The sequence below is a fragment of the Sphingobacterium arenae genome (assembly GCF_014692505.1).
Taxonomy (GTDB): Bacteria; Bacteroidota; Bacteroidia; order Sphingobacteriales; family Sphingobacteriaceae; genus Sphingobacterium; species Sphingobacterium arenae.
In genome coordinates, this window is the sequence record NZ_JACNYK010000006.1 from 1 (window position 1) to 25,188 (window position 25,188).

At 43.9% G+C, this 25,188-nt stretch carries 16 protein-coding genes; all 16 read left to right on the plus strand.

Going from position 1 to position 25,188, the window contains the following annotated elements:
- Nucleotides 1-5 precede the first annotated feature (5 nt).
- The 16 genes from H8B17_RS20920 to H8B17_RS17100 all read left to right on the plus strand — a co-directional run bounded on the left by H8B17_RS20920 (nucleotide 6) and on the right by H8B17_RS17100 (nucleotide 25,164).
- Nucleotides 6-125, plus strand: coding sequence for a hypothetical protein (locus H8B17_RS20920; protein ID WP_449441442.1), 120 nt, complete (start codon nucleotides 6-8; stop codon nucleotides 123-125).
- Nucleotides 126-209: 84 nt separating this feature from the next.
- On the plus strand, nucleotides 210-1,349 hold the full coding sequence (locus H8B17_RS17030) for a DegT/DnrJ/EryC1/StrS family aminotransferase (protein ID WP_190310441.1): 1,140 nt from the start codon (nucleotides 210-212) through the stop codon (nucleotides 1,347-1,349).
- A gap of 110 nt (nucleotides 1,350-1,459) precedes the next feature.
- Nucleotides 1,460-2,239, plus strand: a complete 780-nt coding sequence (locus tag H8B17_RS17035; RefSeq protein ID WP_190310442.1) for a polysaccharide biosynthesis/export family protein — start codon at nucleotides 1,460-1,462, stop codon at nucleotides 2,237-2,239.
- Nucleotides 2,240-2,269: 30 nt separating this feature from the next.
- On the plus strand, nucleotides 2,270-4,678 hold the full coding sequence (locus H8B17_RS17040) for a GumC family protein (protein WP_190310443.1): 2,409 nt from the start codon (nucleotides 2,270-2,272) through the stop codon (nucleotides 4,676-4,678).
- Between the two features lie 224 nt (nucleotides 4,679-4,902).
- The gene (locus H8B17_RS17045; RefSeq protein WP_190310444.1) at nucleotides 4,903-7,944 is read left to right on the plus strand and encodes a SusC/RagA family TonB-linked outer membrane protein; all 3,042 of its coding nucleotides are present in this window, start codon (nucleotides 4,903-4,905) and stop codon (nucleotides 7,942-7,944) included.
- A gap of 6 nt (nucleotides 7,945-7,950) precedes the next feature.
- Entirely contained in the window at nucleotides 7,951-9,651 is a 1,701-nt protein-coding gene (locus H8B17_RS17050; RefSeq protein ID WP_223816648.1) for a RagB/SusD family nutrient uptake outer membrane protein, read from the plus strand.
- A 53-nt stretch (nucleotides 9,652-9,704) separates the two neighbouring features.
- Complete coding sequence (locus tag H8B17_RS17055; protein WP_190310445.1) at nucleotides 9,705-10,826, plus strand: metallophosphoesterase; 1,122 nt, start codon at nucleotides 9,705-9,707, stop codon at nucleotides 10,824-10,826.
- A 186-nt stretch (nucleotides 10,827-11,012) separates the two neighbouring features.
- Nucleotides 11,013-11,639 (plus strand): RNA polymerase sigma factor, encoded by a 627-nt coding sequence (locus tag H8B17_RS17060; RefSeq protein ID WP_190310446.1) that lies wholly within the window; start codon nucleotides 11,013-11,015, stop codon nucleotides 11,637-11,639.
- An 80-nt stretch (nucleotides 11,640-11,719) separates the two neighbouring features.
- On the plus strand, nucleotides 11,720-12,967 hold the full coding sequence (locus H8B17_RS17065; protein ID WP_190310447.1) for a FecR family protein: 1,248 nt from the start codon (nucleotides 11,720-11,722) through the stop codon (nucleotides 12,965-12,967).
- Nucleotides 12,968-13,138: 171 nt separating this feature from the next.
- Nucleotides 13,139-16,642, plus strand: a complete 3,504-nt coding sequence (locus tag H8B17_RS17070) for a SusC/RagA family TonB-linked outer membrane protein (RefSeq protein ID WP_190310448.1) — start codon at nucleotides 13,139-13,141, stop codon at nucleotides 16,640-16,642.
- Nucleotides 16,643-16,715: 73 nt separating this feature from the next.
- Nucleotides 16,716-18,638: a RagB/SusD family nutrient uptake outer membrane protein gene (locus H8B17_RS17075; RefSeq protein ID WP_190310449.1), complete on the plus strand. Its 1,923-nt coding sequence runs from the start codon at nucleotides 16,716-16,718 to the stop codon at nucleotides 18,636-18,638.
- A 31-nt stretch (nucleotides 18,639-18,669) separates the two neighbouring features.
- Nucleotides 18,670-19,869, plus strand: a complete 1,200-nt coding sequence (locus tag H8B17_RS17080; protein WP_190310450.1) for a DUF5000 domain-containing lipoprotein — start codon at nucleotides 18,670-18,672, stop codon at nucleotides 19,867-19,869.
- A gap of 40 nt (nucleotides 19,870-19,909) precedes the next feature.
- Nucleotides 19,910-21,115: a DUF4998 domain-containing protein gene (locus tag H8B17_RS17085; RefSeq protein WP_190310451.1), complete on the plus strand. Its 1,206-nt coding sequence runs from the start codon at nucleotides 19,910-19,912 to the stop codon at nucleotides 21,113-21,115.
- Between the two features lie 9 nt (nucleotides 21,116-21,124).
- A complete protein-coding gene (locus tag H8B17_RS17090) occupies nucleotides 21,125-23,044 on the plus strand; it encodes an FAD-dependent oxidoreductase (protein ID WP_190310452.1) in 1,920 nt (639 codons plus the stop codon).
- On the plus strand, nucleotides 23,037-24,098 hold the full coding sequence (locus H8B17_RS17095) for a hypothetical protein (protein WP_190310453.1): 1,062 nt from the start codon (nucleotides 23,037-23,039) through the stop codon (nucleotides 24,096-24,098). Before H8B17_RS17090 ends, H8B17_RS17095 begins: the two co-directional genes overlap by 8 nt.
- Before the next feature lie 148 nt (nucleotides 24,099-24,246).
- Nucleotides 24,247-25,164 carry a glycerophosphodiester phosphodiesterase family protein gene (locus tag H8B17_RS17100; RefSeq protein WP_190310454.1) on the plus strand — a complete coding sequence of 306 codons (918 nt, stop codon included), beginning with the start codon at nucleotides 24,247-24,249 and terminating at the stop codon, nucleotides 25,162-25,164.
- Nucleotides 25,165-25,188: the final 24 nt, after the last annotated feature.

The window sequence follows — 25,188 nt, forward strand, 5'->3', positions numbered from 1 at the left end:
AGGATTTGGCAAAAGATATTCAAGGCGGCGGCGGCGGACAGCCGTTCTTTGCTACGGCCGGAGGGAAATTGGTCGAGGGACTCCCCAAGGCGATTGCCCGGGCGAAGGATTTCGTGAAAAAATAATAAAAATGAAGAGCCGTCTATCTAAACGAACTAGAAAGAGATAGAATTAATAGATTTATATTATAACTATATACAACGCAAGTAATGAACGATAAAATATGGTTATCCTCTCCACATATGGGTGGTAACGAGTTAAAGTATGTGCACGACGCGTTCGATGCAAATTGGGTGGCGCCCTTGGGGCCAAACGTGAACGGATTTGAAAGCGACATTGAGTCTTTTTTGAAAGCTGATGTGAAGGTCGCGGTATTATCGGCCGGTACGGCAGCCCTGCATTTGGCATTGATCGAATGTGGTGTAGGCTATGGCGATGAGGTCATTTGCCAATCGATGACATTTTCGGCATCGGCTAACCCGATTGCGTATCAAGGTGCGATCCCGGTGTTTGTAGATTCGGAGCCGAATACCTGGAATATGTGTCCAAATCATCTACGAGAAGCTATCCGTGACCGCTTCTCCAAAGGCAAAAAGCCCAAAGCGATTATCGTAGTGCATCTGTATGGTATGCCAGCGAAGATGGATGAGATTTTGGCAGTAGCAAAAGAGTTTGATATCCCCGTTATCGAGGATGCGGCAGAAGCATTAGGGTCTACATACAAAGGTACAGCCTGTGGCACCTTTGGACGTTTTGGTGTATTGAGCTTTAACGGAAACAAAATCATCACAACGTCAGGTGGTGGGGCACTGGTCTGCCATTCACAAGAAGATAAAGATAAAGCGGTATTTCTTTCTACACAAGCACGCGACGAAGCGCCGCATTATCAACACTCCTACATCGGCTACAACTACCGCATGTCCAACATCTGCGCCGGTATTGGTCGTGGACAGATGGAAGTATTGGCCGATCGTGTTCAGGCACGACGTAAGATGCATGATTTTTATGTGGAGCTGTTTAAAGATGTAGATGGTGTATCGGTATTTTCCGAACCTTCAACTGATTATTTCGCTAACCATTGGCTGTCGGCTATCCTAATCGATCCAGTTGTTGTCGGGAGAACGAGAGAGGATTTGCGTCTTACCTTTTTAAATGATAATATCGAGTCCCGTCCTTTATGGAAACCTATGCATTTACAGCCTGTTTTTGCTGAAGCTCCTTATTATGGAGAAAATGTTGCGGAAACCCTGTTTGATAATGGCCTTTGTTTACCTTCAGGATCAAACTTAACGGACGCAGAAACGGAGAGGATTAAAACGGTCATTAGGCAGTTTTTTAATAAAGGATAACTTATACGATAATAATTCGCGTGTATTAACGAAAAACACTATTTTTGTGCAAAATAAACAGAATTTTGGAAAGGTTTTTGCCATTGCAATCTCATATAAAAGTAAAAGATATGTCTAAACGTATTCTTGGAGCGATATCAACGCTATTCACCGTGACTATTTTGTTTTGCACTTCTTGTGCGAGTAAAAAGAATCTGGTATATTTTCAACCTGATTCGGTGGAGTTGAATACTATGTATGAATTGAACGCGCCCAAGTTGCAGCCAGGAGATATTTTGGCGATCTCGGTGACGGCAGATGATGTGCGGGCAACGCTACCCTTTAATCAGGTTTCGCCGTATCAAGGAGGCACTGGAACGATACAGGCGACAAATCCGTTTATTCCAACTTATGCCATCGATGCTAATGGCGAGATTGATTTCCCGAAAGTGGGCAAGGTCAAGTTGGCAGGTAAGACACGAACCCAAGCTATGGATATGCTACGACAAGAAGTCGGGAAATATATCGTTGACCCCGGTGTCTCGATGGTAGTACGTAATTTTCGGGTAACGGTGTTGGGTGAGGTGGCCCGTCCGGGTACTTTTACAATTGAGAATGATCGAGTTACTATTTTAGAAGCTTTAGGATTGGCTGGCGATATGACGATCTATGGAGAACGTAATAATGTATTGATCATCCGGGAGCAGGATGGAAAGAAGGAAGAATTTCGGCTGGATTTGAGAAAGCGAGAAGCGATGAATTCCCCCGCTTACTATTTGACGCAGAACGATGTGGTCTATGTGGAGCCGAATGGAGCGCGTATACAAAACTCAAAATATAGCGCAAACACGTCTATTTTTGTTTCTGTCATCGGTTTGATCGTTACCGTGATATCCGTAGCAACCCGTTAACTTAAATATCCAAGAGCAGCAAGCATTTTTATGAAAAATACGCCTTACCCTAAAGTAAAAGAGTCGGACGATCAGGAGTTAAACCTCAAGCAGATTTTTGAACAATATGCCTTCTATTGGAAGTGGTTTATTATTTCGGTTGTAGCCTGCTTATTTATAGCATTCGTTTACTTGCGCTATGCGCAAAAAGTATACAACACAAGCGCCAAAATCCTCCTGCAGGATGAGAAGAAGGCTTCAGGCGATATGGCGGGATTGTCCGAATTAGCGACGATGGCCGGTATGGGAAGTTCTTCGGCGGCTTTCGTGAATGACCAGATGGAGGTCTTGCGCTCCCGTCGGTTGATGCGCAAGGTGGTAGAGACGAACCGACTTTATCTTTCGTATTATACGAAAGGAAATATCAAGTCGTCAGAGGTATTGGAAAAGCAAGCGCCGCTGAAAGTGATGCTACTCGAACCAGATCATGCACGACTAGATTCAGTCGCTTATACATTTATAATAAATAAGAAAGGGGACAGCTATAAAATAAAGGATAAGTTGGAAGGGACGAGGGACTATACATTGGGAAGCAAACTAGAAACTCCTATTGGTCCGATTAGTTTGGTGCCCCAAGAAACCAATAAGCTTTGGGAAGGCGATTTGCTGGTGAGTTATATTCCAACAGATATTACGGTCGATATTTTACGGAATATGGTTCAAATTACACCGAATAAAGAAACGCAGTCCTTTTTGGTGAATTTCTCGATGGACTATCCCCTAATTGCGAAATCGGAGTTGATTTTAAACTCGCTCATCGATCAGTATAATGAAGATGTGACCTACGATAAGGCACAGGTGACAAGAGCAACATCGAAGTTTATTACCTCGCGATTGGATCTTATTGCTCGGGATTTAGCGGAAGCGGACTCTAAAGTAGCCGACTTTAAGGACCGGAACAGCTTGATGGATATGCAGGAAGAAGCACGCTTGTATATGCAGAATGCAACTGCCAACGAACAGAAATTAGTAGAATACCAGACACAGTTAAGCTTGGCCGATATGATGGGCGAGGCGACTTCTGGGACAGAATACAATTTATTGCCGTCTAATATTGGTTTAACGGATCCATCGATACAAGCGAATATCAACAGTTACAACGACTTGGTGTTGGAACGGGACGATTTATTGAAATCGGCGACACCAGATAACCCGGTGGTGCAACAGTTGAACAGTAATATTGCCCAGATTAATAGGAATCTACAGGTCTCCTTAGACAATTATCGGAAGGTATTGCAGGGCAACGTCGATGCATTACAGGGGCAGAAAAGTAAGTTTGAAGGTAAACTCAATCAGATGCCGGATCAAGAGCGTGGCTTTAAAGATATTTCCCGCCAGCAGCAGATTGTGGAGACGATTTATTTGTTCTTATTGCAGAAACGGGAAGAAACGGAGATTAAAGCGGCGGCGACTCCGGCGAATATAAAAATTGTGGATGCGGCGTATGGCTATAAGTTGCCTGTGGCTCCTCGAAAAATGCTGGTAATGCTCGGCGCGTTGATTCTGGGCTTCTTGATACCCTTCGCCATTCTATACATCAAATTCTTACTAGACAACAAAATACACTCCCGTAAAGATATCGAAGAAGCGATGCATGCACCTATTTTGGGTGAAATACCCACCTCTGACCATCCGATTATCGAAGATAACGACCGTTCTTCGCTTGCGGAGGCCATTCGTATCCTGCGGACGAATATCACCTTTATGCTAGGCAACAGCAAGAAAAGTGAATCTGCGGTCTTATACGTAACATCAACCACTTCCGGTGAAGGTAAATCTTTCATCGCAACCAACCTCGCGAAGATTCTGTCGATGTCGGGCAAAAAAGTCTTGTTGATCGGTGCGGATATCCGTTCACCGAAAGTATTGGATTATTTAGGGTTATCGCACTTACAGCATACCAACATCGGGATTACGCAATACCTCGTAAACCCGGAGATGTCGGTATCCAATATTGTGATCCAGAAACCGGCACCGTATAATTTTGATATCATCTATTCGGGCTATATCGCACCAAATCCAGCAGAGTTACTCATGAACGGGCACTTTGCAGATTTGATCGCTTTTGGACGAATGCAGTACGATTATGTGATTGTGGATACGGCACCGGTGAGTATGGTAACCGATACGTTATTGATTGCGGAGCATGCCGACATGACTATATTTGTGACCCGTGCAAACTACTTAGACAAACGCTTATTGAATATTCCGAAGGAACTCTACGAAGAGGGCAAGTTGAAGAATATGGCGGTTGTTATTAACGATGTGGACTTCAAACGGGGCTATGGCTATGGTTACGGTTATGGCTATGGTTACGGAGAAGGGCAGGAGGTTTCGTTACGTAAACGCCTTTGGAATATTATCAGAGGCAAGAGTAATAAACCTAAGCTTAGAGGTTAACGAAAAATAAGCACAAACATGCAGGGGCTGTATCTTACACGAAGGTACAGCCCTTTTTACTTGTCCTGACAGTTCCGAATTTTATATTCCTGTACCGGACGATGTTTTATGTTTTTAGCGAGGCGACGTCATCTCGATTGGAGATCGATTGTTTGCCATAACTTAATACTGAAGTAACCATAGGGTAATTCGCAAGGCAGACCTTTGCCCCAAATAATGTATCCATGAAATACCCGTTACTTTCTGTATTATTGCTCTTTTTTATCCCCACTATTTATGCGCAAAGCATAAAAGGAACCGTTACCAATGAAGCCGGTGAACCGCTTTCACAAGTTACCATTAAAGACGCTGCTAGTAATCGCGGAACCCTATCCGATTCGGCAGGAAATTATGTTATCGTATTGCGCACCGGCAGTAGCCAGTTGAAGTTTTCGGCAATTGGGTATGCCGAGAAAGAAGTTGAAATCGGTCATCAACAAATTTTGAATGTCGTTCTGCAGGAAGATTATGTAGACTTGAACGAAGTCGTGGTGATCGGCTATGGTTCCATGAAAAAGAAAGACCTGACGGGCGCGGTAAGTACGCTGAGCGGTGATAAATTAGAGTATATTAATGGAACGCAATTGTCACAAGAGTTACAAGGGCTGATCCCCGGTGTCACGGTAACAAGAAACAGTAGTTTGCCCGGAGCTGGAGCCGATATAAAAATCAGAGGGGTAACCACGATTAGCGACAGTAGCCCTTTAATTATAGTTGATGGTGTTCCGTACACCAACATAGATGATATTTCGTCCAACGATATTCAGGATATTACGGTTTTAAAAGATGCAGCATCCGCCTCTATTTATGGTGCTCGTGCGGCGGCCGGTGTGATATTAATTACAACGAAGAATGCGGTGGCAGGTACTACCCGACTAGAAGCCGATCTGAATATGGGGATAGATCGGATTCCCACGTTCCCCCGAAGTGTCGGTGCCACGCGTTATTTACAAATGGGGAATGAAGCGATGTGGAATGATGCCGGCAATCCCGAAGGAGCGGAGTATCCGCTGTATTCGCAAGATGATGTCGAAAACTGGTTGAATTATAACAAGACCGATCCGAATAACTACCCCGTGACCGATTGGATTGATTTATTGATTAAAGATGTAGCACCACGCCAAAGACATGGGCTAACGTTCGCTCATGGAGGCGAAAAAGTAAATAATCGCATTTCTTTAAATTATGAGAATACAGAAGCCTTATATGATAACCGGAATTATGAACGGATCATAGCTCGAGCAAATAATCAGATCAAGTTCTCCAGTAAGTTTAAAGCAAATTTTGACGTTACTTTAAACCATTCTTTGAGTAATAACCCCACGTCCAATCCGATAAACTCCGCGCATAAATATGCGCCCGTTTATGCCGCCTTGTGGTCTGACGGCCGTATAGCAGGCGGTAAAGATGGGTCCAATATGTACGCTGATATTCAAGGCGGTGGTTTTGATAAAACGACACACAGTAAATTTAATGGCCGCCTGTCCTTAGCATATCAACCGATAGAAGGGTTGACGTTTACAGGAACGCTTTCCCCCTTCTTCCATTTCGAAAAAGGTAAGAATTTCGTTCAGAAATTGCCCTGGTATGATGCCGACGACCCGACGATATTAGGTGGGTATATCTCCGGGCATAATAAAACAAATTTATATGAAACCCGCGCCGAAGTTCGTACGATGACCAAGCAATTTATTGCAAACTATGGAAAGAGACTCGAATTGCACAACCTGAACCTCATGGCAGGTTATGAGGACTTCACGTATAAAAGAGAGGCGTTGAACGCACAAAGTGAGGATTTTGAGCTGTCAGGCTTTCCCTATCTGAATCTCGGAAACCGAAATGCTATGCTTAATTCGGGTAACGCAATGGAGTCGGCTTACCGCTCCCTCTTTGGTCGATTATTGTATGATTACGATAACAGATATTACCTACAGGCAAACTTTCGCTATGATGGTTCGTCCAGGTTCCATCCCGATCACCGCTGGGCGCTGTTTCCTTCCGTATCGGTAGGCTGGTCAATTTCTGAAGAATCTTTTATGAAAGATATAGATCGGATTTCGCTGTTGAAAATCCGAGGATCGTATGGTAATCTCGGAAATGAACGCATTGGGTATTACCCATACCAATCCACGATTGGTTTCTTCACGGCACCTTTTTATCAAGGGGATAATATCGTATCTAAAACAACCGCTGCGCAAGTGGCTTATGCTATACAGGATATCAGTTGGGAAACAACAGAATCATGGAATATTGGTCTGGATGGAGGTTTCTTCGAGCATCGTTTAAGTTTAATGGCCGATTATTACGTGAAGAGCACCCGGGATATGTTGTTAGAATTGGAGGTTCCTGACTATTTAGGTTTTGATAACCCCGACCAAAATACAGGGATTATGAAAACACGGGGCTGGGAATTTGTTCTCAATTGGAGCGATCGCATAGGGAATGATTTTCGCTATTCCGCATCCGTCAATCTTTCGGATTTTAAGTCGACCATGGGGTATCTGGGAGGTACCGTTTTTACGGGAGATCAGATCATACGGGAGGGTAGTCAGTATCATGAATGGTTTGGTTATATCTCGGACGGCCTGTTTCAAACGCAGGAACAAGTCGATAATGCCGCGCTGCTGCATAATGCCGTGAAACCGGGTGATGTACGCTATCGTGATATATCCGGACCGGACGGTGTGCCGGATGGTGCCATTACCCCTGAATACGATAAGGTGTTGTTGGGCGGTTCTCTTCCCCGTTATACCTATGGCGGAAATATCTCGGTTGGTTACAAAGCCTTTGATCTTTCTGCCATATTTCAGGGTGTCGGTAAGCAATCTAGCCGCTTAGCCCCCAATATGATACAGCCATTTGAGTCGACTTGGACAAGCCCGTCCACCTATTATGACGGGAACTATTGGAGCCTATACAATACCGTCGCGCAGAATGAAAACGCGCGTTTTCCAAGGCTATCACATCAAAGTGCCAAGAATAATAATTATGAGATGTCAGACTTTTGGTTATTCAAAGGAAATTATTTCCGGCTGAAGAATGTAATCCTCGGTTATAACCTGCCTAAAAGTTTCTTGGATCGTATTGATATGAATGCCGTCCGCCTCTACGTATCCGGCACAGACTTGTTTTCCATAAGTGATTATCCGCCGGGCTATGATCCCGAATCGATTAACAGTTCTTATATATCCAGTACGTATAGTATTGGATTAAATATCAAATTTTAAGTCAAGATGATGAACATTTTTAAGAAATCACCTATACTATACCTGGCCGTTAGTTTGTTCTTTACATCGTGTGCTAAATTAGATTTGGTACCCCCATCGGAGGGATCCAGTGAAAACTGGTATACCGATCAAACCGAAATAGAGATGTCACTGAATGATTTATACCGGACTTATGTATGGAATCTGGAAGTCAATTTTCAAACCGACCGATGGACGGATGATTGGGCGCAACGACTCGTGGTTTACGAATATTCTGCCGGAGCGATTACGAGTGAATGGGCAGAGAGCGAGGATACTTGGCTGAATACCTATAAGGGAATCAGTCGGGCAAACCGGATTATGGAGAGTTTAGAACGAGCTGCAGAAACCCTTCCCGAGGAAGTCATCAATAGATTACGAGCAGAAGCCGCCTTTTTTAGAGCGAATTTTTACGGACGTTTAATTACATTATACGGTGATGTGCCGTTCTTTAAACAAACCATTTCCATCGAAGAGGCCTTTGCGTTAGGGCGGCACGATGCAAAAGAGATACTGAAAGAAGTATATGCTGATTTTGATTATGCCATTGAAAACTTGCCGGAAGAGAATAACGCTTCGGAAGTAAATCGTGTAAACAAGGGTGCGGCTATAGCGATGAAAGCCAGGGTAGCCTTATGGATGTCGGATTGGGAGGTTGTAAAGGAAGAAACACAGAAACTGATGGCGTCCGAAAAATATGCCTTGCATTCCGATTATGAACGTTATTTTCAATCAAAGAAAGCAGAGTCTGAAACGATCTTCTCTATACCAAGATCCCGTGATTTAAGTATCGTTTGGAGTTCGAAAAACTTTATGCCACGTACCATCGGTGGTAATGCTGTGGCGCAACCGTCGTGGGAATTGCTGGCCATCTATCCTTGTACGGATGGATTGCTGATCGATGAATCGCCGCTATTCAATCCGAAAGACCCTTTTGAAAATCGAGACCCCCGACTTGCCGCGACCATCGTCGAATTTGGATCCGAATTTTTAGGCGTTATCTATGATCCTGATCCGAGAGCAGAACGTGTCTTGAACGTCAACACCGGGCAAATGGTAGAAAATAAAGATACAAAAGGATATACCCAACATGCGTCCTATAACGGCCTGCAGCTAAGAAAATATGCGGATCAAAACTGGCTTACCTACCAAGCCGATAACCCCGTTATTATTATGCGGTATGCGGATGTACTATTAATGTACGCAGAGGCGAAAATAGAACTGAATGATGTGGATCAATCGGTATATGATGCCATCAATGAAGTGCGCGCAAGAGCCTACGGAGTAGGGGTTGGCGAGGTTAGTCAGTACCCTGCTATAGTCGAAAAAAATCAAAGCGAACTTCGAAAAGTTTTACGTATAGAACGAAGAATTGAATTTGCTTGGGAACAACGCAGATTTTGGGACCTTCATCGTTGGAAGGAATTTGAGAACGCTTTAGCCCGACCATATTATGGGTTGTTGCCTATCACCGAAATGAAAAGCAAGTTGATAAATACCGACTTATGGTTTTGGCCGATTACGCCGACCGTAGACGAGAACGGATACCCTAACCTGGATGAATTATATACCAAGGGATACAGTTCGAAGTTGGGTGATCGAAAATTTGATGCTAAGCAGTATCTTTGGCCCATTCCGAATAAAGAAATTTTAATTAATGATAACTTAGAACAAAATCCCGGTTATTAGTAGGACAAGGACAAAATCGATAAAGAAAAATAGTTGATATCAATACCATAAACATGAATAAAAAAATAGCAACCCTCGTGCTTTTGACTTTTCTGGCACTCTTTAATTTTTCAACAGTAGTGGCTCAAAATGCATATAAAAAGCCGGCATTGGAAAACAAGGATTCCTGGTCTATGATTATGATCCCTGATATTCAGAATTATGTAAAATGGGGCCGCAATCAGCCTATCTTAGAACTCATGACGGCATGGATTGAGGAGAATTTAGACACGCTCAATATCCGCATGGTGGTATGTGTAGGCGATTTAGTACAGACGAATGAAAAGATAACAAAAGACTATGATGGAAATCAATCCACCCAAAAGCAATGGGAAGCATCAGCAGGCTCTTTTGATCGCCTAGATGGAAAAGTTCCTTATATGATGGCAACCGGAAATCACGATTATAGCGTAGATCGCGAAGGAAACCGTACCTCACGTTATAATGAATTTTTTCATGTAGATAAGAACTTTTTAAATGGGAAATATTTAGTACAAAACGCGCGAGATGAGCAAGATCAACAGACTTTAGCAAATTCGGTCTACGAATTAAAGGATCTAAACGGTAAAGACTATTTATTTATGACGGTCGAGTTCGCGCCTCGAGATACGATCATTACTTGGGCTAAAAATGTCGCTGCGATGGAGCAGTATAAAGATCATCGTATCGTGTTGTTGACCCATAGTTATTTGAGCCCTAAGGATGAATTAGGGGACAAGCCGAGCACCTGGCTTTTATGGGAACCCTATCAAGTTGATGGAAAAATATTAAAATCCAGGGGCATTACGCTTCCCTCCGCGAACAATGGAAAGCAAATCTGGGAGAAATTAGTGAAGCCTGCAGGAAATATAGAGATGGTGCTTAGCGGACATTATTCTGGGGAAGGTTATAAAGAAGGCATAAATGATCAGGGAAAATCTGTTCATCAAATTTTGTTCGATGCGCAAGCCATGGGCGGAGGCGGACGTAGCGGAAATGGTGGTGACGGCTGGTTAAGGATTCTGGAATTTTTTCCAGACAACAAAACGGTTAGCGTTCGGACTTTCTCGCCTTTGTTTGGCGCTTCGCCAACCACGCAGGGGCATGCCTGGAAAACGGATAAAAGAAATGCGTATAAAGTCGTGTTTAGTGAATAAGTTTTCTCGTCGTTGAAGGAGGGCTTATAAGGTAAAATGAGTGGTCAGAGCAGTTGCTTTGTGCATCGTTTTATTCTTTCTACTTTTTAATGTACATTTGAGGTGAACTTAATATTTTGATAACATCTTTATAATAACGTATTTATTCGTTTTACATATGTTTGCAGCATAAAAAGTAATCCCTGTTTGATACGTGAACGCATTAAAGCCTTGAACTTGAAACCGCTCATCCATAACGAGAAAGAGATTTTAAATAGACTTGCTGAAGGGGATCAACGAGCCTTTACGATGATTTTTGACGCCTATTATCAGCTTCTTGGCGCTTATGTCTATAAAATTACGGAATCCAAAGAAGCGGCAGAAGAAATTGTACAAGAGGTATTCATCAAAGTATGGGAGAAGCGAGAAATAGTAGGTAATATAGATAGCTTTAAAGCATATCTTTTCATCTTATCGAAGAATAAAACAGTAGATCATCTTCGAGCAATAGCCAAAAAACGTGTACAGCAACTTGCTGTTTTTCAACAGATGAAAGAGGAAAGTTACGTGATGGATAGCGCCTCTCCTTTAGAAGAATACAACATAATTATTGAAAAAGCCGTTTCCAGATTACCTCCACAACAACAGAAAGTCTACCATTTAAGCCGGTATGAAAAATTGAAATATGAGGAAATTGCCCTCCATATGGGCATCTCCAAAGAAACGGTTAAGAAACACATGCAACTGGCGTTGGCTTTTCTAAAACAACAGGTAAAGTTGCAAATTCAAAATATGAATTTAGGCCTGCTCTTTATGGCTTTGATTTATTTCTAATTTTTTTCATTTCCCATTACCCCTTTTTTCCTAATCTATCGTCTTTATATAAATTGTGAAGCTCATTTGCCTAATAAAGAATGGACAAAGAACGGATTAACTATCTATTTGGGAAATATGTTGATAAAACCGCAAGCCTGAGTGAAAGGGATGAGCTGATGCAGTATATTCATTCGGCACCAGAGGAGGAGATCGTGTCTTTATTGGAAGAAGCATACCAATTTCCGGACCTTGATGAAGAAATGTTTACGACGGTTCAAAGGACAAAGATGTTAGGCGCTATTCTGCCCGACTATAATCCGGCGTCTTTTGCGCCAGAACCAAAGAGAACGTTCTTTTCAAAAAGTAGGGTGTTGAAATTCACCACAATTGCTGCGTTACTATTGGTAACATTGACTATTGGTTTCCTATTTTATAAAGATCGGGCGAAATCGCGTGATGCAGATTTGGTTCAGCAAACGTTGAGCGAAGACATATTGCCGGGCGAGAATAAGGCGACATTAAGATTAGCAAATGGGGAGATGATCTCGTTAAATGACATCCCTACAGGAAATGTTGTCGAACAACAGGGGGTTGTGGTTACCAAAACAGAAGATGGACAGTTGTTGTATCAGGTATATGCTACCGACAACAACGCACAGTCGGCGGGTGAAATAGAACCAACTTATCATATCATAACAACGCCGAAAGGAGGGCAGTATCAGGTGTTATTACCGGATGGCACCAAAGTTTGGCTCAATGCGGCCTCTTCCTTGAAGTACCCGCCTGTATTTTCTAAAACAGAAAGGCGCGTTGAATTAACGGGAGAGGGTTACTTTGAGGTGGCTCCAAATATGTTGTCACCCTTTATTGTCCAGACGCAAAATCAATCTGTGAAAGTACTGGGCACGCATTTTAATATTAATGCCTATCAAGATACCCGAAAAACTAGCACAACACTCTTAGAAGGTAGTGTGATGATCGATTATAGCAACAGCGAGAAACGGACTTCTCGGATATTGAAGCCTGGCGAACAGGCGGTATTGAATGGACAGCATAGGCTAGCGGTTAAAAAAGTAGATCTGTCAAATGCTGTTGCTTGGAAAAACGGACTTTTCTATTTCGAAAATACACCGGTAGAACAAGTATTAGCCGAGTTTGCACGCTGGTATAATTTCGATTTTGAGTTTGAAGACGATGTGCCTGCTATCAATCTATGGGGACGTGTCTATCGAAATGTAAATGCCGCAGAAGCACTGGAAATTCTAGATTATTTTAATCTGAAATATCGATTAATAAAAGACGCTAAGCAGAAATCGAAATGGAAAATAGTCGTCTCAAACCTATAAACGATAACAATCAATTAAATTATAAATTTATGGAGAAGTATTATCCGAAAATTCCCGAAGGTTACTAGCGAAATGAAAAAGTCTCTCATGGGTGTGAGAGACTCTAGAGTAAAAAGCTTACGAATATTATTGCGAACATATTCAGTATTAACTTTTAATATAACAAAATTAATGAAATTAAATTCATTTTCCACAGTTAAATTAAAGCTGTGGTTTACCACCGTATTACAGAAAGTGAACGGTCTCCGTTGTAATGCGTTGCATGTCAGTTTTTTATTTATTTGGGTGGGCGTTACGTTTTCGCCAGCAAATGCCACCGTACATGCCCAGCAGATAACACTGCATGTCAAAAACACACCATTGGGAGATGTGTTTAAATCCATCATGAAACAAAGCGATTATGTTTTTATTTACAATAGCCCGAAAATTAACAAAACGCGCGTCAGTGTAGATATCGAACACAGCATGATTACCCATGTATTAGCCGAATGTTTTAAGGACGTGCCCTTTACGTACAAGGTGGTGAAAAAGAATATTCTGGTAAAGGAAAAAGAAGAACCCGTTTCGAAACCGAAAAGCGTCGTTGTTCAACAGCAAGTAAGAGTAAACGGTTTAGTTGTTGACTCGCTGGGATCACCACTTTCTGGCGTCTCTGTAGCCGTGAAAAATAAGAGTAACGTAGGAACGACAACCGACTTAAATGGGCGTTATGTTTTGGAAGTAAGCAGCGATGCGATCTTGGTTTTCAGTATGGTGGGATTTGACAGCCAAGAAATTGCCGTGAAAGGTAAATCTGTTGTGGATGTCGCATTGAACTATGCGACCAGTGGTTTGGAAGATGTTGTTGTCGTTGCATTTGGAACGCAGAAGAAGAAAGAGGTCGTCGGTGCAATCACGACGATCAACCCGGGAGAGCTACGGGTTCCGTCCAGCAACCTTTCCACAGCATTGGCTGGGCGTCTGGCAGGTGTCGTCGCTTATCAGCGAAGCGGTGAACCTGGCGCAGATGACGCTGATTTCTTTATACGAGGTGTAACGACCTTTGGGTACAAACAGAATCCCTTAATCTTGATCGATGGGGTCGAGATGACCAGCCGCGATTTGTCTCGTATGCAGGTAGATGATATCGCGAACTTCTCCATATTGAAGGACGCCGCCGCAACCGCTTTATACGGCGCGCGGGGCGCAAATGGTGTTATATTAATTAGTACCAAAGAAGGGGTGGAAGGCAGGACATCGATCGCTGTTCGTCTGGAAAACTCCATTTCAGCACCGACCAGTACGGTTGATCTAGTGGATAACATCACCTATATGCGCATGAACAACGAGGCCGTGCTGACCCGTAACCCCCTTGGCGATGTGCCATATTCCCCCGCTAAAATTGACAATACGATAGCTGGCGCAAATCCATATGTCTATCCCAATAACGATTGGTTGAATATGTTGTTTAAGGATCATACCATGAACAGGAGAGCAAACCTGAACGTGACGGGGGGCGGAAAAAATGCCCGTTACTATATCGCGGCAACTTACAATCACGATAACGGGATCATGAATGTGGATAAACGAAATAACTTTAATAATAATATCAGCTTAAAAAGTTACCAGCTTCGTTCGAATGTCAATGTCAATCTTACTAAATCTACCGAAGTGGGCGTAAGACTCTACGGAACGTTTGATGATTACCTAGGGCCAAAGGAATCCGGTTCGCATTATTATCGGTTAGCGATGCGAACCGATCCGGTTTCTTTTCCCGCCTATTTTCCAGCGAATGACCAGTATCAGTATGTCAACCACATTCTTTTTGGTAACTCCAGTGATGCCTTAATGGTAAATCCCTATGCGCGACTCGTCAGTGGTTACCGGGATTACAGCCGGAGCACGATGTTGGCACAATTTGAATTGAAACAGGATCTATCGTTTATCACGGAAGGGCTCAAGCTACAGGGTATGTTCAATGTATCGCGTTATGCTTATTCCACGACAAGACGATCATACAGTCCTTTTTATTACGATGTGGGTTCCTACGATAGATTGACCAATGCGTTTACCTTGACTGATGCGTTGAACCCAGATTCCGGAACGGAATATTTAGATTATATGCAAAGTATTCCCGATGTTACCGCAACGACCTATATTCAAGGTACAGCAACCTATAATCGCACATTTAACAAACATGGTATCAGCGGATTGCTCGTGTTTTTGATGCAGAACAAGTTCCAGAATGAAGGCGTTAAAGATCCCGAGGTAGACTATACCTTACAAACCTCCTTGCCAAGCCGAAATTTAGGGCTTTCCGGACGGATGACCTATTCTTTTGATGAACGCTATTTTGCCGAGTTCAACTTTGGCTATAACGGCTCCGAACGATTCCATGCAGACAGACGCTTTGGTTTTTTTCCCTCTGCCGGTTTGGCCTGGCAGGTGTCCAACGAGAAGTTTTGGGAGCCGCTCTCCCAAACCATCACGAACTTGAAATTTCGGGGCAGTTATGGCCTGATCGGGAATGATGCTATAGGCAGTGCCAGTGACCGATTTTTTTATCTGTCGGAAGTTGATCTGAACAATCCGGGGCGAGGGACGGTATTTGGACTCGAAAATCTCTATCGAAGAGATGGTGTATTGGTTAAACGATATGCCAACGCAGCTATCGGCTGGGAGAAATCATACAAAGCCAATATTGGTTTTGATATGGGGTTGTTTCATAATATGAACGTCATCGTCGATTACTGGAAAGAGCGTAGAACCGATATCCTGATGACACGTTCTTTTATCCCGACATCGATGGGGCTGGCAGCAGATGCTATACCCCGGGCCAATGTTGGAAAAGCGGAAGGATCGGGGATTGATTTTTCTGTAGACTATTCTCAAAATATAGGCAGCGATTTTTGGATACAGGGACGAGCTAACTTTACCTATGCTTCCAGTAATTTTCTGGCCTACGAAGAGCCGGTGTATGACAACGAACCTTGGAAGTCTCGCGTAGGATACCCTATTAAACAGAAATGGGGCTATATCGCCGAGCGCCTGTTTATTGATGATCAGGAAGTGTATAATTCGCCGAGCCAAAATTTTGGAGAACCGGTGATGGCAGGCGATATCAAATACCGCGACGTTAATGGCGATGGACGGATCACCTCGTTGGATCAGGTACCGATAGGTTATCCAGAAACACCAGAGATTGTTTACGGATTTGGAACATCATTAGGATATAAAAACTTCGACTTTTCCGTGTTTTTTCAAGGATTGGCACGTGAATCCTTTTGGTTAGATATCGAATCTACTTCTCCATTCCGCGTGGGTCAAAATAGCGGGGAGCAGCTAAAGACCCATGTTTTGCAGGCCTATGCTGATGATTATTGGTCGGAGGATAATCCAGATCCCTATGCCTTATGGCCACGTCTAAGCACGGGTTTACACCCCAATACCAACCAAACGAGTACCTGGTTTATGCGAAACGGAGCTTTCTTGCGTCTCAAAAATGCAGAAATTGGCTATACATTACCACGACGGATTACCGATCGGGTAAAACTAACCAAGGCTAGGTTTTATTTGAGCGGCACCAACTTATTGGTGTGGAGCGGTTTTAAAATGTGGGATGTGGAAATGGCAGGAGACGGTTTGGGCTATCCCGTTCAGCGGGTAGTTAATATGGGTGTCCAAATTTCTCTTTAATGTCCAAAAGTATTCAGTCATGAAACCATCATGATTTTTCAGACTTCATCACCTTTTAAAAAAATATATAAAGATGAAAAAAATCAAACTATATATTATTATACTCTTATTAGGAACGGCCTCTTCCTGTAATTATCTGGATATGATACCAGATAATATTTCGACGGTCGAACATGCCTTTGCGTTACGCAACGAGGCGGAGAAGTATTTATTTACCTGTTATTCCTACCTGCCCGATCTGGGTGTCCAGAATTATAACCCCGCATTGTTGAGCGGTGATGAGGTTTGGTTTTTCTATCCGTATACGACAGCCTTTTACGGTACGCCGCCCGATGTGTGGGAAGTAGCACGCGGGAACCAGAACATAGCCAACCCTTATCTGAATTATTGGGATGGTACGAATGGTGGAAAAAGTATGTGGCGTGCCATTCGGGACTGTAATATCTTTTTGGAAAATATCCAGCAAGTACCGGATATGGATGATACGGAAAAAGACAGGTGGATTGGCGAAGTGAAATTTTTAAAGGCTTATTACCATTGGTTTCTGCTTCGTATGTATGGCCCTATTCCCATTACGGACGTTAATCTGCCGATATCGGCTACACCCGAGGAAGCACAGGTTTTTCGGGATCCTGTCGACGATGTATTTAATTATGTCGTCCATCTGCTGGACGAGGCGGCGGTTACGCTTCCGATAACCATTGTGGACCAGGTGAATGAGATGGGGCGAATCACAAAACCCATTGCCTTGGCGCTGAAAGCCAGAGTATTGGTGACGGCTGCCAGTCCCTTGTTTAACGGTAATCCGGATTATGCGAATTTTGTAGATAAAAGAGGCGTGCATCTATTTAATTCCGTCAATGACCCTGAAAAATGGGAGAAAGCCGCCCAGGCGTGTATCGATGCGATCAATATGATCCACGATAACGGGAATCAGCTGCATTACTTTAATCCAACGGTGAACACTTACAATCTTGGCCCAGAGCTACAGACACAGATGGATATACGGGCAGCCGTGACGGAAAAATGGAATTCCGAAATTATCTGGGGATTGAACAATAGTATGGTCAATTGGATTCAGCGGTATGCACAGCCTTTTATTGATCCAGTCTCTGTCATGACCAATGGAAGTTCACGGCCTAAAGGACAATGGGCGCCGCCACTGAAGATTGCAGAAATGTTCTATACCAGGAATGGTTTGCCCATCGATGAAGATCTTTCTTGGGATTATGCAAACCGATACGAGACGCAGGAAGCCGAGGAAGAGGATAAATACTACATTAAGCCTTATTATACAACAGCAAAGCTGAATTTCTACCGCGAACCCCGTTTCTATGCCGACTTGGGATTCGATGGAGGCGTATGGTGGGGAAATGGAAACTACAATCAGGATGCAGCTTGGCACCTGGAAGGAAAAAGTGGGCAGCTTGCGGGTAAAAGACGGGCAGACGAGCACTCGATCACAGGCTATTACGCCAAGAAACTGATTGATTACCGTAGTGTTTTGCAGACGAGCGGTGTTTATTCTGTACAGCAATATCCTTTTCCCGAAATCCGATTATCGGATCTCTACCTGTATTGTTCAGAATCGCTGAACGAAGCGTATGGCCCCACACCAGAAGCCTATCTTTGGATCAATCTGGTTCGTAGACGAGCCGGAATCCCCGATGTGGAAGAATCTTGGACGTTGTCCGCCGCAAAAACGCCGGGCAAACACTTGACAAAAGAAGGGCTCCGGGAGATTATCCGGCAGGAGCGGCTCATCGAAATGGCATTTGAGGGAACACGCTATTGGGATCTATTGCGCTGGAAAAGGGCAGAAGTGGTGCTCAGTGAGCAGATTAAGGGTTGGGATGTTTCGCAGGTTGAAACAGAACCCTATTACCAGCAAGTCTTGCTTTTCAGCCAATCATTCCGGAAGAAAAACTATTTATGGCCTTTGCGGGAAAGCTCGTTGATCATTAATAAAAATCTGGTACAAAACCCCGGTTGGTAGACTTTATATTTAATTTGAAATGATAAAGAATATGAAAATTTTAAAAACACGGCATAAAAACATCGTCTTGTTACTTTGTGGTGTTCTTTTTATGCTGTCTTCCTGCGATAAGGTTGAATTACGAGGTAATCTGGAGCAAGACGACGTGGCTCCGGGATCGGTGACCGATGTCTCGTTTGAAGATCTTCCCGGTGCAGCTAAGATAAATTATTCCTTGCCGGACGATCAGGATGTCCTGTATGTGGTTGGGGAGTATAATATTCGACCAGGGGTAGGCTATAATGTAAAATCGTCTTATTACAGTAATTCGTTGACCGTAGTAGGCTTTGGGACGACAGACGCATACGCCGTAGATCTATATGTCGTGGATCGCAGTGGAAACCGTTCCGAAAAGACGACCGTTGTGGTAACGCCGCTGCCATCGCCCGTGCAAACCGCTTTTGAAACGTTGGATTATGTGCAAGGTTTTGGTGGGATCTACCTGACCTTTGAAAATGCGGCGAAAGCAAATCTGGTAACCAATGTCCTGGTCAAAGACGCGCATGGCGAATGGGTGGAGTATGATAAATATTATACGGCTTTACCTTCGGGTGCTTATTCTGTCCGGGGCGTAGAAGCGGTGCCTACGACATTTGGCGTGTCTATCTACGACCGGTGGGAAAACCGTTCAGACACCTTAATCAGGGAAATTACGCCTATTTATGAGGCAGCATTAAACACCTCGAGGTTTAGATCATTGTCGATTCCCGGCGAGGCGACCAATCTATGGAATATAGCGCTCCTATGGGACGGTATCCCTGACAATAATGGCGGTTTTGCAGCAGGAGGATCGTTCCCCAAACATTTTCAATTTGATTTGGGCGCAAAAACAAAGTTGAGCCGATTTAAATTATGGGGCGTTTACACACAAGACAGGTTTTATTCCAGCGGAAATGTAAGGGAATTTGAGCTCTGGGGAAGTGATAATCCGGATCCACAGGGTAGTTATGATGGATGGGAATTGCTTGGAACCTATACCGTGGTAAAGCCTTCCGGCTTACCTGACGGGGAACTATCTGCTGATGACAGGGCTATTGCAACTGCCGGAATAGATTTCGACGTATCGCCGGATGCTCCGGCTACGAAATATCTTCGGGTGAATATTCTTTCTACCTTTGGCGCTCCTCGAAATGCCATTGTCGGTGATGCATGGATTAGGGAATTGAAGCTCTGGGGACAGGAGCAACCCTAAGGGATATCATATGGTCATGAAACTTAATAAAATTAGAAAAATGTCAAGTCAAACAAAAATAGTGCGAAAAGGCTTATGGATGATGCTGGCTTTGGTGGGGATCCTCGTAGTGGCGTGTAGCAAAATGGATGCTACATACAAAGATTTTATAAAGGATGGAGAGATCCGCTATAGTCAAAAACCCGATACACTCGGCATAAGCCCCGGGCATAACCGCGTTAAAGCTTGGTTGGTCGCCAAGCGAAGGGATGTGTCCAAATTTAAAATATACTGGAATGACCGCGAGAATGCTGTCGAAGTCCCCGTGACCGATGCGTTTGATACGGATACATTGAGCGTCATTATCGACAATATAGAAGAAGGCTCCTACACGTTTGAGTTTCTGACCTTCGACAGAGAGGGGAATACCTCCATTGTGGTCGATACGGTGGGGCAGGTGTATGGGGATGAATACATCAGTTCCATGTCGAACAGGTTAATTTCCCAAGCATCGTTAATAGAGGAGGAGGTCATTATTTCCTGGTATATGCAATCCAATGAAAGTGCCATACGATCCGAAATCCGATATAAAAGCCAAGATGGAACCGCACATCAGATCCGCGTGGATGCCGGCGATATGGAAACTATTATTGAAGAAGAACCTATGGAAGGGTCTATAGAATACCGTACAGTATTCCTTCCCCACCCGAATGCCATCGATACGTTTTATACAGATTATTCGCCGATATCTCCGGTGCGTAGTGCCCGGATGTACAGCGCATTTGGATTTCCGGAGACTTTTGAAGATACACAATATAGCCATACGAGCCAGACAACCCCAGCAAATGTGGTAATAGGCTCGGGAGAGTGGAGGTTTGATAAGTTTATTACCGCTAGGGGGAATGCTGCCGATCGAAAAAATGGTAACGGTGCGATTAGGTCCTCTGCGAAGGCGCAGTGTATTTTTGAGATGTTGTATGACCTGCCCAACGGCGCATCGAAGATTTCTTTTAATCATGGGACTTGTTCATCGGATGGGATTAGTCAGTTTAGGGTAGAGGCCTCGCAAAATCAGGGAGCTACTTGGACCGATATCAGTAACGGAGGGTTTACCAATACGGCGAACTTGGTGCACCGAGAGATCGCGATCGACATCGAAGGCCCGGTGAGGTTTCGGTTTTTCAAGCTTGAAACGCCTGATTGTACTACCGCGGCTTGCCGGATGAATCTGGACGATATTACGATATATGACTTACCTAATAAATAAATAGAAGATATGGAAGAGAAGAACATTAAAGCGAACAGAAGAGATTTTATAAAGGCCATTGGATTAGGATCAGGGGCGCTACTGATGAACCCTACGGCCGGATTTAGCTCGGAAAGCATCAAAGAGGAGATTGCGGTCATTGATAAAAAGGATGACGTTTATGCACGGCGGAAGATCGATACCGATATATTGATTGCAGGGGGTGGAATGTCTGGTGTATGCGCGGCGCTGGCAGCAGCACGAAATGGTGCAAAAGTAGTCTTGTTACAAGATCGCTCCCGTCTTGGTGGGAATGCCAGCAGCGAAATTAGAATGCACATCGTCGGCGCAAGCCAGTTGAAACAGGTATGGCGGGAAACAGGTATTCTGGAAGAACTCATGTTAACGGAATCTGTGACGAATCCGCAGGCATCTTACGAGATGCTGGATTATGTTTTGTATGATAAAGTATTCTCGGAGAAAAACATCACGCTATTGTTGGACACGGTGATGTATGAAGTGTTCACCGATGGCGATAATATCAGTCGGATCAATGCCTTTTGTTCACCAACGGAAGAATTGTACGAGATTACTGCGAAAAAATTTGCGGATTGCACAGGCGATGGAACACTAGCCGCGCTTGCCGGTGCAGAATTTATGCGTGGACGAGAGGCAAAATCGACCTACAATGAATCGTTAGGTCTGGAAAAGGCCGACGACATTACCATGGGAAACAGCTTGATGTTTGAAGCGCAAAAACACGATAAACCCATGCCCTTTGTCGCTCCTTCTTGGGCTCGGAAGTATACCTTCAAAGATTTTCAGCACCGAAGGATCGGCTCTTATGAGTATGGTTATTGGTGGATAGAGCTTGGCGGAATGGAAGATATTGTAAACGATGGACAAAAGATCCGAGATGATTTAATGGCTGTCGTCTTTGGTATCTGGGATTATGTGAAGAACTCCGGAGACCACCCTAAATCGGCCAATTGGGCCCTGAGTTGGTTTGGCATGATTCCGGGAAAAAGAGAAAGCCGTCGTATCACGGGTGATTACGTCATGACACAACGTGATGCCCAAGCCCCCTCTTTATTAGAAGATCGAGTAGCTTATGGTGGATGGCCACTGGACGACCATCTCCCCGAAGGTATGGACGATACCTCGCAAAAACCCTTTCGTTCTATACCATTAAAAGGGCCTTATTCTATTCCCATGCGCTCTTTATACAGCAAAACATTTAAGAACCTGTATATGGCCGGGCGGAACATCAGTGTATCCCATGTAGCGTTGTCCACCACGCGGGTAATGGCCACCTGTGCCGTCCTTGGTCAAGCAGTCGGTACCGCCATGGCATACAATATCGAGCACGGGCTAACACCCCGGAAGCTGTGTTCGGACAAAGGACATCTGGCCAGATTACAGCAAATTCTGTTGCGACAGGATCAAGCTATGTTGGGTATCGTCAATCATGATGAGCAAGACCTGGCACGTTCAGCGGAAGTAAAAGCATCGCATGAGACGGCGGATGGAAGCGCAGTGCAAGTTATTGATGGTGTGAATCGGGACGTACAGGACGGTAAAACGCACCAATGGCGCGCAGAAATGACGGGCGAAGCGCCTTGGATATCACTTCGTTGGAAAAAGAGGCAACAGATAGGAACTGTAGAATGTACCTTTGATACCGGATTAAATCGGTTCCTACGGTTATCCGGACAACGGTATGTGCAAAAAAACCAGGTAAGGGGTTATCAGCCTGAAACCGTTTCGGACTTTAAAATCGAGGTAATGGACAAGGGAAAAGTGGTCTATGAGGAATATTTTGAAAATAACTATTTACGTAAATTTACCCATACTTTTCCACCAGTGCAGGCGGATGCGGTGCGGATTACCGTGACAAAAACACATGACGATAAATTGGCTAGGATTTTTGAAATCCGATGCTATGCGTAAGGAGATAAAATTAAGTGTTGTATATTTCCTGATTTTCTGGATAAGCGGGAGCTGTTATGCGCAAGATGTGCAAATGTCTGATAAAACAGTTCCGGCATTCCATTTTAAGGTCAACGATTCCGTGGAGGTAGACGTTGACCTTGCCTATAAAGAAGCGGACTATCCGGCGTTTTATATCGCCCATTTAGAGACGGGCGTTTGTTCGGATGGTTTATGTAAACCGATTAATCTCCAGGTAAGTTGGAATTTATTGGGGCAATTTATAGCGTACCATGCAGCCGATGGGTATGCGCTGACCAAATTTGACCATATCGCATTCACGGAGGAAGACCATAAACAGCTGCACCGTATACTTTCCGATACGGCCGCTATCCTTCGGGACTATGAAGTAAATGACATGATCGATACGGCCGTTTATTTACGATCTCGACAGATTGACGCCGTTACACGGCCTACGAGCTTGACATTTAGCGCAGCAACGGTTGAAGGGGCACTGTATACGGTATACACGCTTTGGCATTTTACGAATGGTGCTATACGGGCGAAGATCAAAGCACATACGCGGTCGTACATGTCCGATGATGCGGTCGTTAAAAATATGCTCGCTTCCAACAACAGGGATTATGTAAGCTTTGTTTTCAAACATATGACCGAAGAACAGCATAATCGATTGGGGAGCGATATTGTTAAACTAGTGGGGAGTAAAGATCCCTATATACCACACTTTGCGTTAGCGCAGTTGGGAGATACCGTCCTATCCGCTGCGCGTATTCAACAGGAGCTGCTGGTCTATTTTCCCGCCGCGGATAATGCACTAAAAAATGCATTGTTAGACCGACTAGCTTCGGTTCCTATGGATGCGGAGGCGATGATTGCGCTTGTTTCCTCGTTGTCTAACCTCCAAGAGCAGCAGATGACAAAAGCGTTGGCTATCATTGAAAATAATAAGCCCCGAATAGATGAAAAAATACGCGAGAAGCTAGAAATACTATCTCGTAGTCAAGATCGGGCTATGGCAAAGCAGGCAAGGAATACCTTGTTAAAAATCGATTAACCATGGTGATCGAAAACAGAAAAAAAGAATAACATGAAACCATCATAAGTTCGCTAAATTCACAAACCGAAAAGAATAAACCACTCATGATAGCTTTATCACCTTTAAAAAATAAATTATTCTGATGAAACATAATACAACATTACGAATGAAGTTTTTTTTAATCCTGATCATAGCAGGGTTTACAACCTCCTGTTCCACTATGAAAGGACAACAAGCACGAAAACAACCCGCGGAATTTCCAGCCTTTGATACGGAAAGCCATCGCGGGGGGCGAGGCGTGATGCCGGAAAATACAATTCCCGCTATGCTTTATAGCCTTTCCTTGCATGGAATAACAACGTTAGAAATGGACGTAAGAGCGACGGCGGATGGAAAGCTGGTGTTGGGACATGATAACTATTTGAACCCTTGGTTTACGCGGAAACCCAATGGAGATGATCTTACAAAAGACGAAAAAGATCGTTATCCCGTTATGCAGATGACCTATGCGGAATTAAAACAATTTGATGTTGGATTAAAAGTCCATCCTCTTTTTGCGAAACAGCGTAAAATGGAAGCTTCCATCCCTTTACTCGAAGACGTCATCGATTCTGTACAGCATGTCATCGAGAAAGAAGGTAGGGAACAAGTTTTCTACAATATAGAAACGAAATCATCGGAGGCAGGCGATCATAAATATAACCCTGTGCCGGAAGAGTTTGTGAAGCTATTGATGGGGGTTGTTGAAAAGAAAGGTATTACGCCCTATGTCATTGTACAGTCTGCAGATGTTCGCACCCTCCGCGTATTAAAAGACAAATACCCACACGTCAGGACCTCTTATTTAGTGGGTGCCAGGAGGAAAGATTTTACGGTCGAGGAAGACCTGGAATTACTCGGGTTTCAGCCAGATATCTATAGCCCCAATTTTAAATACATCAGCCAGGAAGATGTCGAAAAATGCCAGACGATGGGCATGAAAGTTGTCGTTTGGACCCCGAATACTAAAAAGGAAATTGAAGAATTGAAAGCAATGGGCGTAGATGGTATTATAACAGACTATCCCGAATTATTATTGGATTGATCTCGCGATCGCATCGATTATTGA

Bases quoted from the DNA above. Each gene is read 5' to 3' on its own strand.
- H8B17_RS17070 (WP_190310448.1), top strand. From the start codon at position 13,139: ATGAAATTAAATTCATTTTCCACAGTTAAATTAAAGCTGTGGTTTACC.
- H8B17_RS17065 (WP_190310447.1), top strand. From the start codon at position 11,720: ATGGACAAAGAACGGATTAACTATCTATTTGGGAAATATGTTGATAAA.
- H8B17_RS17080 (WP_190310450.1), top strand. From the start codon at position 18,670: ATGAAAATTTTAAAAACACGGCATAAAAACATCGTCTTGTTACTTTGT.
- H8B17_RS17035 (WP_190310442.1), top strand. From the start codon at position 1,460: ATGTCTAAACGTATTCTTGGAGCGATATCAACGCTATTCACCGTGACT.
- H8B17_RS17085 (WP_190310451.1), top strand. From the start codon at position 19,910: ATGTCAAGTCAAACAAAAATAGTGCGAAAAGGCTTATGGATGATGCTG.
- H8B17_RS17095 (WP_190310453.1), top strand. From the start codon at position 23,037: ATGCGTAAGGAGATAAAATTAAGTGTTGTATATTTCCTGATTTTCTGG.
- H8B17_RS17050 (WP_223816648.1), top strand. From the start codon at position 7,951: ATGATGAACATTTTTAAGAAATCACCTATACTATACCTGGCCGTTAGT.
- H8B17_RS17055 (WP_190310445.1), top strand. From the start codon at position 9,705: ATGAATAAAAAAATAGCAACCCTCGTGCTTTTGACTTTTCTGGCACTC.
- H8B17_RS17075 (WP_190310449.1), top strand. From the start codon at position 16,716: ATGAAAAAAATCAAACTATATATTATTATACTCTTATTAGGAACGGCC.
- H8B17_RS17045 (WP_190310444.1), top strand. From the start codon at position 4,903: ATGAAATACCCGTTACTTTCTGTATTATTGCTCTTTTTTATCCCCACT.
- H8B17_RS17100 (WP_190310454.1), top strand. From the start codon at position 24,247: ATGAAGTTTTTTTTAATCCTGATCATAGCAGGGTTTACAACCTCCTGT.
- H8B17_RS17090 (WP_190310452.1), top strand. From the start codon at position 21,125: ATGGAAGAGAAGAACATTAAAGCGAACAGAAGAGATTTTATAAAGGCC.
- H8B17_RS17030 (WP_190310441.1), top strand. From the start codon at position 210: ATGAACGATAAAATATGGTTATCCTCTCCACATATGGGTGGTAACGAG.
- H8B17_RS17040 (WP_190310443.1), top strand. From the start codon at position 2,270: ATGAAAAATACGCCTTACCCTAAAGTAAAAGAGTCGGACGATCAGGAG.